This window comes from Paraburkholderia sp. BGA-UO-ETr-F12, assembly GCF_059567945.1.
The window spans coordinates 101,314-118,898 of sequence record NZ_JCAQOZ010000032.1 but is presented as its reverse complement, the minus strand read 5'-3'; the positions used below and the strand labels follow the sequence as shown (position 1 = coordinate 118,898).

At 62.6% G+C, this 17,585-nt stretch carries 13 protein-coding genes and 1 tRNA gene; 7 read left to right on the top strand and 7 right to left on the bottom strand.

Going from position 1 to position 17,585, the window contains the following annotated elements; genetic code table 11:
• Nucleotides 1-15: 15 nt before the first annotated feature.
• A complete protein-coding gene (locus tag AC57B6_RS15665; protein ID WP_281663407.1) occupies nucleotides 16-591 on the top strand; it encodes a hypothetical protein in 576 nt (191 codons plus the stop codon).
• Between the two features lie 104 nt (nucleotides 592-695).
• On the opposite strand, the gene AC57B6_RS15660 is transcribed toward AC57B6_RS15665, so the two are convergent.
• Nucleotides 696-1,595: a c-type cytochrome gene (locus AC57B6_RS15660; protein WP_028198459.1), complete on the bottom strand. Its 900-nt coding sequence runs from the start codon at nucleotides 1,593-1,595 to the stop codon at nucleotides 696-698.
• A gap of 296 nt (nucleotides 1,596-1,891) precedes the next feature.
• Between AC57B6_RS15660 and AC57B6_RS15655 the strand changes: the two genes are divergently transcribed.
• A tRNA-Arg gene (locus tag AC57B6_RS15655) sits at nucleotides 1,892-1,967 on the top strand.
• A 283-nt stretch (nucleotides 1,968-2,250) separates the two neighbouring features.
• Here the strand turns inward: AC57B6_RS15655 and AC57B6_RS15650 are convergent.
• On the bottom strand, nucleotides 2,251-3,309 hold the full coding sequence (locus tag AC57B6_RS15650; protein WP_052719642.1) for an HAD family hydrolase: 1,059 nt from the start codon (nucleotides 3,307-3,309) through the stop codon (nucleotides 2,251-2,253).
• A 621-nt stretch (nucleotides 3,310-3,930) separates the two neighbouring features.
• Between AC57B6_RS15650 and AC57B6_RS15645 the strand changes: the two genes are divergently transcribed.
• The 5 genes from AC57B6_RS15645 to AC57B6_RS15625 all read left to right on the top strand — a co-directional run bounded on the left by AC57B6_RS15645 (nucleotide 3,931) and on the right by AC57B6_RS15625 (nucleotide 11,135).
• Complete coding sequence (locus AC57B6_RS15645; protein ID WP_028198460.1) at nucleotides 3,931-4,725, top strand: hypothetical protein; 795 nt, start codon at nucleotides 3,931-3,933, stop codon at nucleotides 4,723-4,725.
• 172 nt (nucleotides 4,726-4,897) lie between these two features.
• On the top strand, nucleotides 4,898-6,388 hold the full coding sequence (locus AC57B6_RS15640) for a DUF1254 domain-containing protein (protein WP_496421673.1): 1,491 nt from the start codon (nucleotides 4,898-4,900) through the stop codon (nucleotides 6,386-6,388).
• A gap of 100 nt (nucleotides 6,389-6,488) precedes the next feature.
• Nucleotides 6,489-7,457, top strand: a complete 969-nt coding sequence (locus tag AC57B6_RS15635) for a SphA family protein (protein WP_496421672.1) — start codon at nucleotides 6,489-6,491, stop codon at nucleotides 7,455-7,457.
• 12 nt (nucleotides 7,458-7,469) lie between these two features.
• On the top strand, nucleotides 7,470-8,654 hold the full coding sequence (locus AC57B6_RS15630; protein ID WP_496421671.1) for a BamA/TamA family outer membrane protein: 1,185 nt from the start codon (nucleotides 7,470-7,472) through the stop codon (nucleotides 8,652-8,654).
• Between the two features lie 120 nt (nucleotides 8,655-8,774).
• Nucleotides 8,775-11,135 (top strand): carbohydrate-binding family V/XII, encoded by a 2,361-nt coding sequence (locus tag AC57B6_RS15625; RefSeq protein ID WP_496421670.1) that lies wholly within the window; start codon nucleotides 8,775-8,777, stop codon nucleotides 11,133-11,135.
• Between the two features lie 21 nt (nucleotides 11,136-11,156).
• Here AC57B6_RS15625 and AC57B6_RS15620 read toward each other — a convergent pair whose 3' ends face one another.
• From AC57B6_RS15620 to fliD, 5 genes are all read right to left on the bottom strand, one after another.
• On the bottom strand, nucleotides 11,157-11,819 hold the full coding sequence (locus tag AC57B6_RS15620; protein WP_496421669.1) for an acetyltransferase: 663 nt from the start codon (nucleotides 11,817-11,819) through the stop codon (nucleotides 11,157-11,159).
• 32 nt (nucleotides 11,820-11,851) lie between these two features.
• Nucleotides 11,852-13,000, bottom strand: a complete 1,149-nt coding sequence (gene vioA / locus AC57B6_RS15615) for a dTDP-4-amino-4,6-dideoxy-D-glucose aminotransferase VioA (protein ID WP_496421668.1) — start codon at nucleotides 12,998-13,000, stop codon at nucleotides 11,852-11,854.
• 46 nt (nucleotides 13,001-13,046) lie between these two features.
• Nucleotides 13,047-15,401 (bottom strand): tetratricopeptide repeat protein, encoded by a 2,355-nt coding sequence (locus tag AC57B6_RS15610; RefSeq protein ID WP_028198467.1) that lies wholly within the window; start codon nucleotides 15,399-15,401, stop codon nucleotides 13,047-13,049.
• 295 nt (nucleotides 15,402-15,696) lie between these two features.
• Nucleotides 15,697-16,011 carry a flagellar protein FliT gene (locus tag AC57B6_RS15605; protein WP_028198468.1) on the bottom strand — a complete coding sequence of 105 codons (315 nt, stop codon included), beginning with the start codon at nucleotides 16,009-16,011 and terminating at the stop codon, nucleotides 15,697-15,699.
• A gap of 4 nt (nucleotides 16,012-16,015) precedes the next feature.
• Nucleotides 16,016-17,530 (bottom strand): flagellar filament capping protein FliD, encoded by a 1,515-nt coding sequence (gene fliD / locus AC57B6_RS15600; RefSeq protein WP_030102397.1) that lies wholly within the window; start codon nucleotides 17,528-17,530, stop codon nucleotides 16,016-16,018.
• Nucleotides 17,531-17,585: the final 55 nt, after the last annotated feature.

Here is a 17,585-nt window from a genome sequence, read left to right as displayed (position 1 = left end):
TTGGAGATCGCTCGCATGCCCACGCCGCCGCCCGCGCACTATCGCCGCGCTCTCGAAACCTACGTCGACGCGAAAGACAACACGCGGGTCGAGCGCATCGCCGAAGCCTTTGCTCCCGATGCCGTGCTTACCATTTCGCTCGCGACGTCGAACATCGCGTTTCCGGCGCGCACTGTCGGCACCGATGCAATTGCGAAAACGCTTGTCACTGATTTCGGCGCTCAATATACGCAGTGCCGCACTTATTACGTGTGCGATTCGCTCGCGGTCCGAGGCGACACGATCGACGCGCTGCCCTGGCTAGTGATAATGCGCGAACGGGCAAGCGGCGCATTGCGGGTGGGCCACGGCGTGTACCGTTGGAATTTCGACGCGACGCCGGCTGTGACGGGGTTCCATATCCACATTGCACGCATGGATGTCGTGCCCGACGACGGCACCTTGCTCGATGCATTGCAGGACGGCCTGAGCTATCCATGGCTTGCGCCTGCCGAATTGCACGCGCATTTCACGTCGCTCGCTCGCAGCACGCCGGCGTTGGCATTTGTCGAAGCGTTCAAGCATCCCGCGGTGGCATCGGCTGGCATCTGATCTGCGCCGGCCGAGTATCGTCGTGAGAGAAACGCGTTAAAAAAATCCCTGCTCGTGTCGTCACGATGCAGGGATTTTTTGTTCTACAGCAACCGCCGGATGCCTTATTTCGCCGCGCTGACCATGTAGTCGACGGCGGCTTTCACGTCCGCATCCGAGGCATTCGAGCCGCCTTTGGGCGGCATCGCGCCCTTGCCATGCAGCGCGTAGTTGTAGATGGTGTCCATTGGGTCCTTCAGGCGCGGCGCCCAGGCTTCCTTGTCGCCGAACTTTGGTGCGTTCAGCACGCCGGCCGCGTGACATGCCTGGCAAACCTGCTGGTACAGCGCCTTGCCGGCTTGCGAGGCGTCCGCGCTTTGTGCAGCGCCGGCTGCCGGCGCAGCGGCTTGCGGCACGCTTGCCATAGCGGCCAATGCGGCGGCAGCTTGAGCAGCGCCGGCATCCGAAGCGCCCGCCGGCGCTGCGGCAGCGGCACCAGAAGCGGCGGCCGCCGCACCCGCGGCCGGCTGCGCCGGTTCAGGGAAGCTCGCGCCGGAATTGTTCGCCATGTACACCACCGCGCGGGCGATTTCGAAGTCGCTGTAGTCGTCCGGGCTGGTGCCGCCGCGCGGGGGCATCGCGCCCTTGCCAGTGAGCGCCGTGTGCCACAGCGTGTCGAAGCCCTGCGAAATGCGCGGGGCCCAGTCGGCGGTATTGGTGAATTTCGGCGCGCCTGCCGCACCCGACGCGTGACAGGCGGAGCAAACGGCCTTGTAGACTTCTTCGCCGGTCTTGTAGACGCGTGGCGCATTGGCGTCGCGAATGTCGACTTGCGCGAGCGGCTTGATGCGCGCGCTGACTTCGGCTTCGGAAAGACTGTCTGTCCCGGCGCCGGTGCGTGTCGAATTATCGACGTAGATCACCAGCAGAACGATGATGACGATCGGTACCGCAAAACTGGCAATGATCGCGGCAATGAGCTGCCCGGGGGTTTTGATTGGGGCTCCGTGTGGTGCTTCGCTCATGCTTGTCTCGTCTCCGTGGGTATGTGAGCGGTACAGCGTGACGGCAACTTCTTGTTCTTTATTCAGCCACGGACGATTATAGACGGAACATTTCGACGGCGGCGAGGGGCTCGGCGCGGTGTTCAGCAGGCGTTTACCCGCATCGCGGAGCGTGGCCGGCGGCGCCTGGATGGCGGGCCGAAGCCGCCCAATCCCGCCATATAGGCCGTCCGGTGGACGGTTGGGCCGAAACCGGGTATCCTTTCGGTCTCGCTTTGGCGTCGCTCCTGTTCAGGTTGCCGCGCTTTCGTGTTGAAGCGCCCGTAGCTCAATGGATAGAGTACTGCCCTCCGAAGGCAGGGGTTGCTGGTTCGATCCCAGCCGGGCGCGCCATCTGATGTTCCTCTGAATTCCCCTGAAGTCCTGAAATCCCTCGTCAGCTAAGGCGTTGCGGGAAATTTGCGTCCGCAAAAAGCCAAGGAATCCCGCCCCAAAGCCCGCGGTCGCATAGCCCCAAAAGTCGCATCCAAAATGGCTGCCCTGCGGAGCCTCACTGCGGTCATAGACGTCGACCGACCTTAGCGGCGCGGCCGCGCTCGCTTGCGCGTCCCAAGGCGGGGGCGCGAGCGTGCGGCAATCTCAACGTGCGACCGCGTCTCCGGCCACATTGCCGTGCCTAATTAGAGGAAGCCGCAGCCGTAGCCGTGCTATCCGCCTTGAACACCGTCTTCCAGTCATCCTTCATATCGACGACGAGCCAGCCTTTCGCGCCGGCTTCGTCCAAACCCTTATCGAGCTTGCCGCTTTTCGCCGAGCGGTCGTACGCGTACTCCCGCTCACCATCGGTGTGATGCAGCAGTGCCGCGAGGCGCGGACCGTCGCCGGCGGCGGTCCATTCGAGCATTGGCACGTCGCCGTCGGCGTTGCCGAACGCGATCACAGGGCGCCTGCCGATCACGCGGTCGATGGCGAGCGGCTTGGCGGCACCGTCGAGCAGATTGTCGACCTGCGCAAGCCGGGTCAGCGTGACGGCGCCGTTCGTCTGGCCATACTTGTATTTGACGGTGCTGCCGATCACCTGCTCAGGCGGAATGCCGTACACACGCTGCGCCAGGTCGCGGACGAACTCGACATCGCTGCCCGTCACCAGATAGGTCCTGAAGCCATTGGCGCGCAGGTAGGCGAGCAATTCGAGCATTGGCTGATAAGCGAGCTCGGCGTACGGGCGGTTAAAGCGCGGGTCACTCGCGGAGTCGAACCATTCGTGGACGAGCGCGGCGAATTGATCGCTGGTCATGCCGGCATGCGCGGCCGCCAGCACCCTCATCGAGCCGGCATCGCCGCTCCCCGCGATGCTCTTCAGGTTGCCTCTCAGAATCGAGCGGAAGGGTTCCTGCCGCTTCCATTCCGGATGCCGCCCGGCCACCGTTTTCACCCGTTGCAGCGCGAACACCAGTTGCACCGAGGCAGGTTGCTCCGGCCACAACGTGCCGTCGTTGTCGAACACGGCAACCCGGTCAGCACGCGCAATGAAGTCCTTCGACTCGGGCGTGGTGACCAGCGTGACGAAATCGACAATCGAGCGTCGGGTCGCGGTGTCGTTCCATGACGGCAGCGCCGTGGCGGCCGATGCGGCGGCTTGCGACCCGCCCGCGTCGTGACGCGGCGTAACAGTGCAAGCTGAAAGAATCACAACGGTCAAAGCAATCCAGTACCGGTGCATCGTACGAATCATGAAAGCCTCATCAAAAGCGGTGGGTCGAAGCTAAAGCGAGCGCCAGTCTAATGGGGTGCGGTGATTGTTGCAGCCCATTCTGTTGCTTTTTAACGCGGCTGCCTCGATGCCGGCAATGCGCGATAGCAGATGCCGTCATGTGGATTCATATGAACCGGGTAAAAAAACTGGCAAGGCCATATCAGAAATATGCAATTGGAATGGCTATAAAAACCTAAGGCGGGCGGAAAATTCCTGAGCTTTCGATCGTGTTACAAATTTATCTCTGTAATCTCCTGAAACGTTTGCTACCATTCCGCCACAAGCTCACGCGTAGTGAACCTTTTATCTTCCGCATGCTTTGTTCGGTGCGGCGTTCTTGGGTCTGAGAGGAGCGTCCATGCAATCCCTGTGTCCGGCCGTGTTGTCTTCCCAGTCTGCTCGCAAGGTTTAGCGCTATTTAACTGCGCGTCTTTCTGTTCTGCGCATTTCCCGGCTGCACGTGGCTGCCGGGCGGGCGAACTCGCTTCCGCGATTAATGTGAGTTAAATCAAGAAATACGAATGCTATTTCCTGAATTCATTTGCTTTGGCAATGGGGAATACGTTCGCCTATAAGAAGTGCCCATAGACGAGGTGCGCGATGCGTTGTAAATGCGTGATTTTGGCGGCAGCGCTATATGCCGCCTCGGTGCTGCTGTCGCCTGCGTTCGCCCAGGCTTCCGCTGACGATGCCAATAAAAGTAATAACCCGCTGAACCTGGCTGCTTCATTCAACATCCAGAATTACTACACGCCGAGCGTGTTCGGCGCGAGCGCGCACACGAACGACCTGCTGCTGCGCCCCACCGTACCGATCGGCCCGAACAGCCTGATCGGCGTGCCGCAAATTTTTCGCGCCACGGTGCCGGTCAGCACGCGGCCTGACCCAAGCGGCGGCTATAACACCGGTCTCGGCGACCTGAACCTGTTCGACATTTTCCTGCTGTCCGAAGGCGACGTGCAGGTTGGCGTGGGCCCGCTCGTGACCATGCCGACGGCCACCGACCCGAGCCTCGGCACCGGCAAGTGGCAGGCTGGTCTTGCCGCGGTCGCGGTCAGTGCGACCAAGGCGCGGCTGCTCGGCGCGCTGGTGCAATGGCAACACTCGTTCGCGGGGCAAAGCAGCCGGCCCACCACGCAATCGCTTACCGCGCAGCCGTTCGGCATCTTCAACCTGCCGGGCGGCTGGTACATCCGCTCGACCGGAATCTGGACTTTCGATTTGCAGCACGGCAGCTATTACATTCCGGTCGGCCTTGGTGCCGGCAAGGCTTGGAAGGGCGGCTCGACCATCTACAACGCGTTTATCGAACCGCAGTACTCCGTCGCCCATTCCGGTGCCGGCGTGCCGAAGTTCACGATCTTCGCGGGCTTGAATATGACGTTCGGCAAATAGACCGCCACCTGAGAGAAAGCACACATGACATCGACCTGGCCGCCCGTGTCCCGAGGCGTGTACGACCCCGTCGAGCGGCTCTATGGCTCTGGCCGGACCGTGCTCGACGGTGCCGGGGACCAGCCAGCGTCGCAAAAGCGCTAGGCCGCGCATGGACGAACCTGAGAACGATATGAACAAGAAAGCAGCAACATGGGTGACGGCAGCCGTACTGGCGTCGGTCGCCGCGCCGATTCTGGCGAAGACACCGCAGGGTCAGCCGGCCCATGCCAATGCCAGCGCAGCAGCGTCGGTGCCGGGTCCGGTAGCGGGCTATGCGATCTCCGACCAGTACGCGCGGCTGGTCGCGCGGCAGACCTACTTCTGGGCGTGGCCGATGGTGAACGTCTACGGCCGCTTGCTGGCGATGAGGCAGGTGCCGCAGCCGGGCCTGAATGGCGGCGTCGTGCCGGTCGCCCCGCCCAACCATCTGTCGATGCTGCGCGACTATATCCAGCCGCAGGAGCGCTTTGTCGCGTGTCCGAATCAGGACGTGGTCTACGGCTCCGCGATTCTCGATCTGAACCAGACCCCGGTGGTCGTGCAGGTGCCCGATTTCGGCAAACGCTTCTGGGTCTATCAGGCGGTCGATCTGCGTACCGACGGGTTCGCGAGTCTCGGCAAGATGTACGGCACGCGTCCGGGCTTCTATCTGTTAGCCGGGCCTGACTGGCACGGTCAGGTGCCGAAGGGCATCCGCCAGTTGTTCCGCTCGCCGACCGGCGTCGGCAGCTTCATCCCGCGCGTTTTCATGGACGACACGGCTGAAGATCGCGCGGCCGTGCAGCCGGTGCTCGCCAAGGTGGGCCTGTATCCGCTCGCAGAGTACGACGGCAAGGTCAAGGAGACCGACTGGTCGAAGTCGCCGAGTTTCGGTTCGGCCGGTGCCGCCGCGGGCGGCAACGCCGAAGAGATCAAGTGGGTCGATCCAAACCGGTTCTGGGATGAACTGCCCACAGTACTCGACGAGACGCCGCCGCAACCCGGCGAAGAAGCGCTCTATGCGCAGGCGCGCGCGCTGATCGCGGCGGCGCGGAAAGATCCGGCGATCAAGACCGCGATCGTCGAAGAAGCAGTGAAGGCCGAGGCGGATCTGGTCACGCCACTATTCAACTTCAACACCTTCGGCAAACAGCTGCCCGCCAACTGGAACACCATCAGCAACGGCGCTGCGTTCGGCACGGACTACTTCACGCGTACGGCGGTGGCGAAGTCGAACATCTTCGTCAACAAGCCAAACGAGACCAAGTATTTCTATGCCGATGCCGACGCATCCGGTCAACGTCTCGACGGAAATGCGAATTACACGGTGACGTTCGCGAAAGACAGATTGCCGCCGGTCAAAGGATTCTGGTCGCTGACCCTGTACAACGCGCATCACTTCTTCTCGCCGAACGCGCAAAACCGCTACTCGCTCGGCACCAAGAACAAGGACCTGAAGTTCAATGCCGACGGCTCGCTGACGCTGTATGTACAGAGCACGAGCCCCGGCGACGACAAACTCGCCAACTGGCTGCCGGCGCCGGCCAACGAAGCGTTCTCGCTGTATGTGCGCGCCTACTGGCCGCAGCAGCCGGCGCTTGACGGCAGCTGGACGCCACCGCCGATCGTGCGCCAGCCGTGAGAATCGCCTCGTCGCGCATCGCTGTGGCTTGTGGCCGCACGTCGTCTACAGCCTCGTCCGCAGAGTGAGAATGCGGAAACTTATTTTCGTGAGGATGACTATGAGTCGCCGCAATCATTTGTCCGCAAACCGGTCACTCGCCAGGTGGGGCGCGGGTGCGCTTCTGACCACCGCAGGCCTGGTTGTCTCCCAACAAGGATGGGCGACTGAAGGTGGCATCGGCCGGCCGATTACCGGTATGCAGGTCACGCCATACGCCGGTGTCGTGCCGCCTACCGACGACTGGATCGTGTCGGCTACCACCATCTACTACGAAGGCTCGTTAGGCGCGAGCAAGACCATTCCGATCGCCGGGCAGATTACCGCGGGTGTAGACGTAACCGCCGTGTACACCATCGCCAACGCGGTGAAGACGTGGGGGATCACCGCGGGCGGCTGGAATTTCGCCTCATCGTTCGGCGTGCCGTTCCAGTACACCGACATCTCATCGTTCCACGGCCGTTTGCCGAACGACCATAACACCCAGTTCGCCGATCTGTTCTTTACGCCGATCGTCGCGGGTTATCACCTGACCAAGACCGATCACATCGCGCTCAGCGTACAGATCTATGCGCCGACCGGTGCTTATTCCACCAGCCGGCTCGCCAATGCCGGACAGAACACGTGGACCTTCATGCCGACGGTCGCCTATACGAAGCTGTTCCCGAAAGAAGAAATCGAGTTGTCCGTGAACTACGGCATCGGGTTCTACACGGCCAACAGCGATACCCACTATCACAACGCACCGGTCAGCGTGCTCGATGTGCTCGCGCTTAAACGCTTCGGCGGCTGGGGCGTGGGCGTCGTGGGCGGTTATATCCAGCAACTCGGTCATGACAGCGGTGGTCTTGCCGATGTCACCGGCGGAAATCAGGGGCATTCCGTGGGTCTCGGGCCAATGGTCACGTGGTCGGGCAAGCTTCAGAAAACGCCGGTGTCGGCGTCGTTGCGTTGGGTGAACGAGTTCAACGTCAGCAACCGGCCTAAAGGCAATGCGGTGGAGTTGTCGGTCAGCGCCACCTTCAAGTAACGGAGCGTGCGTTTGCTGATCCGTCATGCCCGGTGTGCACCGTTGCGCGTCAGCGCAGCCTTGTCGATCGAGGCCGATAAGAACCGCCGCCGTGTAAGACGCACCGCGGCAGCGGCTGCAGCGTTGCTGCTGATGTCGGCCCATGCTCATGCGGCGTCGAAATTCACTGATCCCGAAGACGGCGCATTCGACCTGAGCGATCTGCTGCTGACGCATCGCGGCGTCTTGCCTGTGCCGACGCTCATCACCGAGCCCGCAGTCGGTTACGGTCTGGGTCTGGGCCTCCTCTATTTCACGATGCCGAAGAAAAGCGCGGATGCACCCGACGACGCCAAGGCGCCGCCGAACGTCACCGGCCTCGGCGGCTTCGCGACCGGCACGCATAGCTGGGGCGTGGGACTGATGCACTTCCACACCTGGGACGACGATCACATCCGCTATCTCGGCGTAGTCGGCAAAGTGGGATTGCATCTGAACTACTACGGCATCCGCAACCAGCCGCGCGCGTACCAGCTCGATGGCATCGCGCTCGTGCAGCAGGTGTTGTTCCGGATCGGCGATAGCCATTGGTATGTTGGTCCGCGCTATACCTTCTTCGATGCCCGCACGCGCTTTAGCGGAACGATTCCGCAGGGGATTCGCGAGTTCGAGAAAGACCAGCGCGTTGCCAAGGCCGGCGTAGTGGTCGACTACGACACGCGCGACAACATGTTCTATCCGTCGAGCGGTACCTATGCGGAACTCGAAGCGGACCTCGCGCGCGGCGGGCTTGGCAGTTCCACCAACTTTCAGGAACAGACGGCGCGCGGCTATCAGTGGATTCCGCTGTCGAAGAGCTGGGTGCTCGGCCTGCGGGCCGACACCGGTTTCTCGCAGGGAAACATTCCGTTTTTTGCGCAGCCGTATGTGTCGCTGCGTGGCGTGTCCGATGCGAAGTTCCAGGACAGCAACCAGCTGACGGCCGAAGCCGAGATCCGCTGGAACGTCACGCCGCGCTGGGCGCTGCTCGGCTTCGGCGGGGTTGGCAGAGCCTATGGCCGTCTGCATTCGTTTTCGGAGGCGCCGACCGCGTTCGGCTTTGGTACAGGGTTTCGCTATCTGATCGCTCGCAAGCTCGGATTGTCGATGGGGATCGACGTTGCGCACGGGCCGGGGCAGAACGCTTTTTATGTGCAGGTGGGCAGCGCCTGGCGCTGACGAGAATTAACCCGTGCGGTTGAGTTCGCACAAAGGATGCGGCAGCGGGCTTCAACCAGGGTACAAGCGCTGATTGCCGCGTACGTGTTTCCGATGTTCGTGTTGAAGGAACCAAGCACCATGAAATTCACGATGAAGCGATCCCTGGTGTTGCTCGCGGGCGTCTGCACGTCGCTTGCGGTGACACTCGCGACGCCTGGGCAAGCGCTCGCCGCTGCCGCTGTGCAACCCGTGCCGACCGCCTGGCCGCGCGACTTCGATAGCGCACAGCAACGCATCGAGCTGTATCAGCCGCAGGTGGAAGTGTGGCAGGGCAACCGGATCGAAGGTCGGGCGGCGTTCGCCGTCGGCGCGAAGGGCGCCACGCCGAACTACGGCGTCGCGCATTTCACCGCGCGCGCCGAAGTCGACAAGACGAGTTCGACGGTGCAACTGCTCGACATCGTGTTCGACAAGGTCGACATGCCGACCACGCCCTCCGCAGCCGATGGCGTGAAGGAAGCCTTGCAGGCGCGCATTCCCAAAGACGGCCTCATCACTTCGCTCGAACAACTGCAGGCCAGTTATGCCAGCACCCACGAAGGCAGCGCGCCCGGCCTCGCGGTGCAGAACAACGTCCCTAACATCATCTTTGCAGAACGCCCCACGCTGCTCGTGCTGGTCGACGGCGACGCAAACTGGCGCGCGCTTGGCGACACGCACTATCAACGTCTGATCAACACACGAGCGATGCTGCTCAAAGACACGAGCGGCACGCTGCATCTGAATGCCGCCGGCTACTGGTACGAGTCGAGCGCGCTCGAGGGTCCATGGCATCTGAACGCAACGCCGCCGCATGAACTGGTTGCCGCGGCGAACAAAGCGCAAACCAATCTCAAGTCCGATCCGATGTTGCCCGCCGACGGCAAGAAGCCCGCGCGGGCGCCGGACGTGGTGGTCGCCGCGCAACCGGCCGAACTGGTTGTGACGAACGGCAAACCGGCATTGCAACCGGTGAAGGGCGTGAATCTGCTGTCCGTCGCTAATGCCGACCATGCGCTCTTCGTCGAACCGGGCGACAGTCATTACTACCTGCTGCTGTCGGGCCGGTGGTTCAGCGCAGTGAGCCTTTCCGGACCGTGGACCTTTGTCGACGGCAAGAGCCTGCCCGCCGATTTTTCGAAGATCGCCGCCGACGATCCGCACGCGAACGCGCTCGTCTCGGTGCCGGGCACGCCGCAGGCAAAAGAGGCGGCGATTGCCGCAACCATCCCGCAGACGGCGACCGTATCGCGCAAGACCACGACCTTGAAGGTCGTCTATGACGGTGCGCCGAAGTTCGTCGGTATCGCGGGCACGTCGCTATCGTATGCGGTGAATACAGCGACACCGGTGATCCAGACCGCGCCTTCGCAATTCTTCGCCGTTGCCAACGGAATCTGGTTCACCGCGAGCGCGGCAAGTGGCCCGTGGCGTGTCGCCGATACCGTGCCGGCCGCGATCTATTCGATTCCGGCGGCGTCGCCCGTGCATTACGTCACCTACGTTCACGTTTATTCGGCAACGCCCGATACGGTGGTGGTCGGTTACACGCCGGGCTACATGGGCGTGGTCGTCAATGCTGACGGGACCGTCGTGTACGGCACGGGCTATGTTTATCCGCCCTATGTCGGCGAGGTCTACTACGGCTATCCGGCCACCTACGGCTACGGCGCGGGCTTCGCGCTCGGCACCACGGTGGGCTTCGCCTTCGGCTTTGCGATCGGCGCCACGTGGGGCGCGCCGTCGCCGTACTGGGGACCGTATTGGGGCGGTGGCCCGTGGAGCTGGCAATACGCGAACGTCAACCAGGCCAATATCTACGGCCGCTGGGGGCAGGGCACCGTGACCCACGCGAGCGGCTGGAACGGCTGGACCGGCAATAGCTGGGCCGGCACGGCGGCGTCGGGCTTCAATCCGTACACCGGTGGTCACTTCCAGGCGAGCCGCGGCGCGGTCGAGAACGCCTACAACGGCAACTTCGCTGCGGGACGGCAAGGCTCGTTCAGCAATCCGTCGACAGGACGCAGCGGCGCGGCGCGCGGCGGTGTGGCGGGCAACGAAGCCACCGGCGATTATGCGGCGGGTCGGCAACGCGCCGGCTACAACGCGCAGACGGGGCGCTACGGCGCGGCTGAGGCGGGTGTGACCGGCAATGCGTATTCAGGCGATCATCAGGCGGGCACGAAGGGCATTGTGGGCAACAAGGACACGGGCAAGGCCGTCGCGTGGAATAACGGCAATGTCTATGCAGGCAGCGACGGCAACGTCTACCGGCACCAGCAAGGCGGCGGCTGGGAGCAGCACGGCGCCGACGGCTGGCAGCCCGTGCAGCCGAACGCGAGCCAGACCCAGCGGCTCGATTCGCTCAGGCAGGGGCATGACCTTGGAAATGCGCGCGCGAGTGGGCAGTTTCAGCCACAGCGGCATTTCGGCGGCGGGGGTGGGCGGTTCCGGAGGTGATGCGGTGGCGGCTGAGCCTGCTTAAAGATACTTGTCGCCCTGCTGGCGATCCCGGACTTTCTTCGCGGGGTTGCCGTACGTCACTGAAAAAGGCTCGACCGGTTTCATCACAATCGATCCTGCGCCCACCACGCTGTGTTCGCCAATCGTGATGCCATGGCGCAGCACAGCGCCAATGCTCACCGCGGCGTGGCTACCGATGCGGCAATTGCCGCCGGTAGTCACGCCGGGCGCCAGGCTCGAAAAATCCTCCATGATGCAATCGTGATCGAGCGATGCCTTCGTGTTCACGATGCAGAACCGGCCCACGCGGCAATCGGCGTTGATCACCGCGGCCGCCATGACGACCGTACCGGCGCCGATGAGGGTCCCTTTGCCGACGCTGGCCGCTGGGTGGACCGCGCTAACGAACGGCAGGTGCGGACAGGCAGCGGCTACCTTGGCGGCTACGTTCGCGCGAACGCTGTTATCCCCGATCGCGATGACCACGCCTTTCAGATCATGTTCCATGGCAAGGCGCGCAAGATCGGATTCGCCACCCAGCACCGGATAGCCGAGCGTTGTTTCGCCCACCTTGCGAAAGGCGTCGATGAGGCCGGCAATCCGGTAGGACCCCTGCTTTTCGACAATGTCGATAACGACTTTGGCGTGGCCGGAAGACCCGACAAGCACGATGTTCTGCATGGTCCACGTTCCGCTTTTAAGACCGGCTCAATTCATTGAATGCCGGCAATGATGCTGACAATGCGTTCAACGTGCACCGGGTTCAGATCGGGATAGATTGGCAGGCACAGGATCCGTTTCGACGCCGCGCTGGCCGCACTGAGGTTGTCCTTGTGCGAGGACGGCAGGCCACGATACATCGGAAACTCGGAAATCAGCGGATAGAAGTAACGGCGCGCATAGATACCATGTTCCTTCAGGCGCTCGTAGAGTGCGTCGCGGCTGATCGGAAAGTGGTCTTCGACCTGGACGGGAAAGTAAGCGTAATTCGCGACTTTTTCGCCTGCGTCCGACAGGCAGCGGATGCCGGATACATCGGCCAGCAGCTCGCGATACTGCGCGTCGATCGTCTTGCGTTTTGCCAATGCATTGTCAACGTGTTGCAGTTGCAGAAGCCCGAATGCGGCATTGATTTCGCTCATCTTGCCGTTGATGCCGGCCGCCACGACTGTCACTTCATCCACGAAACCGAAGTTCTTCAGATGATCGATGCGCTGCTTCGTCTTCGCATCCGGGCAGATGATCGCTCCGCCCTCAAACGTATTGAAGACCTTGGTGGCGTGGAAACTGACGATCGACAGATCGCCATGCTTGAGCACGCTGCCCTCTTCGGTCTGCACACCGAACGCGTGCGCGGCGTCGTAGATGACCTTGAGGTTGTAGTTGTCGGCGATCTTCTGGATCGCTTTCACGTCGCACGGGTGGCCGTAGCAATGCACCGGCATGATCGCGGTGGTTTGCGGCGTGATCGCCGCTTCGATCTTTTCCGGATCCAGATTGAGCGTGTCGGGGTCGACGTCCACGAAAACCGGCTTGATGCCGTTCCAGAGCAGCGAATGCGCGGTGGCGGCGAACGAATAGGGCGTGGTAATGACTTCGCCGTTGATGCGCAGGGCTTGCAGCGCAGTCACGAGCGCGAGCGTACCGTTCGCGAATAGCGCCAGATGCTCCACGCCCAGATACTCGCAGAGCGCTTTCTCGAGTTGCTGATGGAACGGACCGCCGTTGGTCAGCGTCTTGCTGTTCCAGATTTTTTCGAGGTACGGCAGGAACTCGGCCAGCGGCGGCAGATGCGGCTGAGTCACATAGATGCGTTCGTCGTCCAGTGACGTGATCGCACGAAGAGGAGCGCTTGAGCCCATGGTTTCCTCGCTGCTAATTTTTAGTCCGGGTCGCGGATGGGTATCGTCAGGCGGTTTGAACCGGGCTGCGGTCTGCCGTTTGCGCATCGTCCACACTGAAGGCCACGGGCGGCAGACCGTCGCGCCAGCGCTGCCACATCACATGGAGCGCTCGCGAGAGGCTTGCCGCGACCACTTCCGGTTGAAACACCGCTGACGCTCTGCAACGCTCGCGCAACCCCGTGCGTAGCGCCGCGAGCGCCGGTATGTCCGAGGCCAGGGCTACACCCCGGGTGACGAAATCATCCGCGTCGGTGGCCACGAAGTTTTCGAGGCCGGTGTGACTCAACCATGCGGCTGCTGCGCGGCTGGCCATTGTCTGACCGGCGATCGTCAGGGTGGGCACACCCATCCACAGGGAATTCAGGACCGTTGTCGATCCGGTGTAGGGAAAAGTGTCGAGACAGATGTCCACCTGGAAATGCTGTTGCAGGTAGACGGGCACCGTCGAGCGCGGGCGGAAGCTGAGCCGGTCGCGCGAAATACCTTCCTGCACGAACCAGTCGATCAGCGTTTCGTCACCCTCCTCACCGCTCATCGAGCCGAGCACCATCCGCGAGGTGGGCAGTGCGCGCAGCAGCTTCGCCCACACGGCGATCACGTCGGCGCGCAACTTGTTCAGACGGTTGAAACTGCCGAAAGTGATATAGCCGTTGTGCATCGCCGGCAGAATGTTGACTGGCGGCGCATTCTTCTCAGGATGGAACGGCCCGATGGCGGCCAGGTGCACGAGTTTCTCGGAGAACTGGCGCTCGATGTCGCCGAACGGTGTGAAGAAGCGGTCGCTGAGGTAATAGTCCATGGCGTCGAGCCCGGTGGTCGCCGGGTAGCCGATCCAGCTCGCCTGAATCGGTGCGGGCTTGCGTGTCAACGCCTGAAGCCGGTTGCGGCCCGTGTGGCCACTCAGGTCGATCAGAATATCGATATTGTCGGCGCGAATCCTGGCCGCAAGTTGCTCATCGCTCATGCCAGCGACCATGTTCCAGTGATCCGCCTGGCTATGCAATCGCAGCGTATAGTCGTCCTCGATCACGTGGTTGTAGTACATATGGAGCGTCAGGCTCTCGTCGTTCGCGAGCGGTTCCATGACCGGCATCAGATATGAAGCGACGGCGTGCCGGAACAGGTCGCCCGAGACGATACCGATCTGAAGGCGCCGCCCCGGCGTGCGGCTATTATTGTGCTTCGGCCATTTGGAGCGCATAGGCGCTTCATGAATTTGGGCAAACTTTCGATGTTCGGCGTAGATCTCTTCGGTATCAACGTTGGGATCGTGCGCGAGACAGAACAGGAGATTGCTGCGCGTCAGCGAGTTTTTCGGCTCAAGTTCCAGTGCGCGACGAAACGACGGAGTCGCTTCCTGCGAGGCGCCGTGTTCCAGCAATACCACGCCCAGTGTGCCGTGCGATTCGCCGTGCTGGGGCGTCAGTTCGACCGCTCGTCTGCATGAGGCGATCGCTTCACGGTACCTTCCGCGGGCAGCGAGGATGAGGCCCAACACGCGATGACCTTCTGAATAGTTGGGATTCAGCTCAAGCAGTTTTCTGGACTCGACTTCCGCGGCGGCCGGGTTGGCGGTCAGGCGAAGCAGGTCGGCGAGTGTATTGCGTGCTTCGGCGTCGTCGCTTCCCAGTGAAATCGCCGTCCTGAACGGTTCGATCGCCTCGACGTAGTGCCCGGCGCGATGCAATGCAATGCCGAGCGAACGCCATGATTGTCCGTGCGCGGGAAACCGCTCGGTCAGATCACGCGCGAGTTTGATCGCCTGTGGCAGCTGGCCTTTTTTGAACAGCGAGGCGAAGCGATTCAGTTCCTGCGGGTTCGGGCGGCGTGTATCGATCGCTGCTACGGGCTTGTTGTTGGCTGATCCGGCGGCGCGGGTCCCAGCGCTTTCCGCGGTAATGGAAGGCTGCACCTTCGGCGCTACGGCGGCGGTCGAGAGCTGCGTGCCGTCATACGCCATGCGCGTGATCAAACCGTTGACCGCCGGTCCCTTCAACCCTCGTTGCTGGCCCATTTCGAGCGCAAGCCATGCAGCCGGGATCTGCTCTGCATCGATTAGCGCATTGATGTAGGCGACCCAGAACTGACCGTTATCCGGCGCGCCGCCCAATGCGGCTTCGAGATACGGCAGCGCGTCGGCCGGTTGTTTGCGTTGCACGTACAGCACGCCGAGGTTGTACAGCACGTCGGTGTGGGCGGGTCGGGCGTCGAGGATCGCCTTGTATAGCGCTTCGGCGTCGTCGAACTCCTCCTTGTGGTGATGCGCCAACGCGGTCTGCAAAACCAGAGCGATGTCTTGCTCGAGTTGCTGTTCGGGCGTCAAGGGTTCAGCCGTCGGCTGCTCGTGGAGGAGAGTCATGGTCTCAGCGCAGAATGGTCTATGACGGAAATTGTGCGACGGAGAGGGCGTTTCCGATGCGCGGAGATGACGGTGAAAAGGCCGCCTGTTTAGCGCATGGGGCGCGGCGGCGGAAGGCCGAACGCCATGAAAAAAGCCCGCACGAGGCGGGCCGAGGGAACGAGCGCGCCCTGACTTCAGCGCGTAGTTCTTATTGTTCGGTACTTCCATTCGATGCCGCGGAGCCGATCCAGAGTCAGGTTCCGCGCTGCGCCTTGCGTGGTGCGGCCGGAGGGAGGCCGTACCGCCAGTTCGCTTACAACCGTGCCATCCGCTGATATTCGCCAGCGGCTTTGGTGCGCCCCATCGCAGCTTCGAACTCGGCGTGCAATTCGTTCTGGGTGGTTTCCGCGTCGGCGAGCAGTGCTTCGTCGATGGCCTGAATCCGGCGGATCATCTCCAGCGCGGCCGGTTCCTGATCCGCGGACAGCGACATCAGCAACGGCGAACGCATTTCGGTCAGACGGGCCGCTTCCGGCCAGTCGGCGAGCGAGGCGGCCTGCTCGATTTCCCGGGTCATCGACAGCAGCCGTTCGATCAGTTCGGTCTGGTTCATTTCGATCGGGTCCATGGGCTCAGGCGTTGTTGGCCGACGCCAGCGCGCCGGCGCTGTTGGCGCCGCCGAACAGCGCGGTCAGGTACTGGGAATTGTTGTTCATTGTCGCCATCAGCGTGTCGAGCGCGGTGAACTGCGCCTGATACTGGCTCGTCAGTTGCGCAGTGTAGTCCGCCAGCGCGCTTTGCTGCGTGGTGATGCTCTGCAGATCGGTATTCAACGCACTGGTGCGCGTATCGATCAGGCCGCCGGTCTGCGTGAAATTGGTGATGCTGCTGCTCAACTGCTCGGCAATGCCGTTGGTCGAGTTGAAGAGCGAGGCGACTGTCGCCGGACTGCTCGTCAGCGCGGCGCTCAGCGTAGTGTTATTGACCACCATCGTGCCGTCGGCCGGATCGTCCTTCAGCGTAATGCCGATCGCCGCCAGCGTGCTGCCCGTGGTGCCCGAGCCGACCGCGCCGCCTACGATCGTGGCCAGCGTGTTCTTGATCGTCTGCAGTGTCGAGTCGCCCAGCAGCGGGCCTTGCGATGAGGACGAGGAGTTAAATGACGTGAGCGTCGCCATCGTCGTGACGACGGTGTTGTAGAGGCTGACGAAATTGTTGATCGCGGTGCTTTCCGCCGTGGTGTCCGCCGCGACGGTCAAGGTTTGCGTCGAACCGGCGGCCGCCGCCGACAGGTTCAGTGTGACGCCGGAAATGGCGGTGGTCACCGCGTTGGTCGCGCTGCTCGCGGCGATTCCGCCGATCGTGAATTCCGCATCCTGGGCATACGAGCTTTGCGTCCAGGCGTTGCTCGAATTCGCCGACGTGAAGGACGATTGACCGCCTGTGGTGCTCGCGGTCGAGGTCACGCCAAGGCTCGACAGACCGTTGTCGGTAGTGGCGTTGACCGAGACGTTGATGACGTTGGCGGCGCCGGTGTTCGCCGCGCGCAGCACCAGGTGGGCGCCGTCCGAACCGGTCACGATGGTCGCCGTCACGCCGGGGTTGCCGGTGCCGGAGTTGATCGCAGCGGCGATGCCGGAGAGCGTGTTGTTGGTGCTGTCGACGTTGATGTTCATCGACTGGCTGCCGATCGAGATCGTCATCGTGCCGGTGCCCAGCTGCGTCGTCGCGCCGAAGGCTGCCGAGGACAACGCCTGCGAGCTGGCGATCTGCGTAACACCGATCGAGTAGCTGCCGGCGACGGCGCCCGAGCCTGCGGTGGCCGTCAATCCGGTGCCGCTCGCGGTGGCCGAGAAGGTCGACAGCGTGGAGCCGTTGGTGAGGCCCGCGATGCCCGACTGCAGCGCGTCCAGCGCGGCGGTCAGTGCGCCGTATGCGGACACCTGCGTGTTGTCGGTGGTTTGTTGCGCCGTCAGAGCGGCGGCTTGTCCCGCGGTCTTCGCGTTCACGAGTGCCGTGACGAGCGTCCCTACGTCCATCGACGTGTTGCCGGTCGAGCCGCTGATGATCGATTGCGCGGCCGATTGCAGCGCGGCATTGGCAGCGGCGGTCGATGCCGCAGTAGACGTGGTCGAGATCGAGGACATTGCAGAGGCTCCGGGCGTCTGGAAATCTGTATTGGGTGGTGCGCGATGCTACATC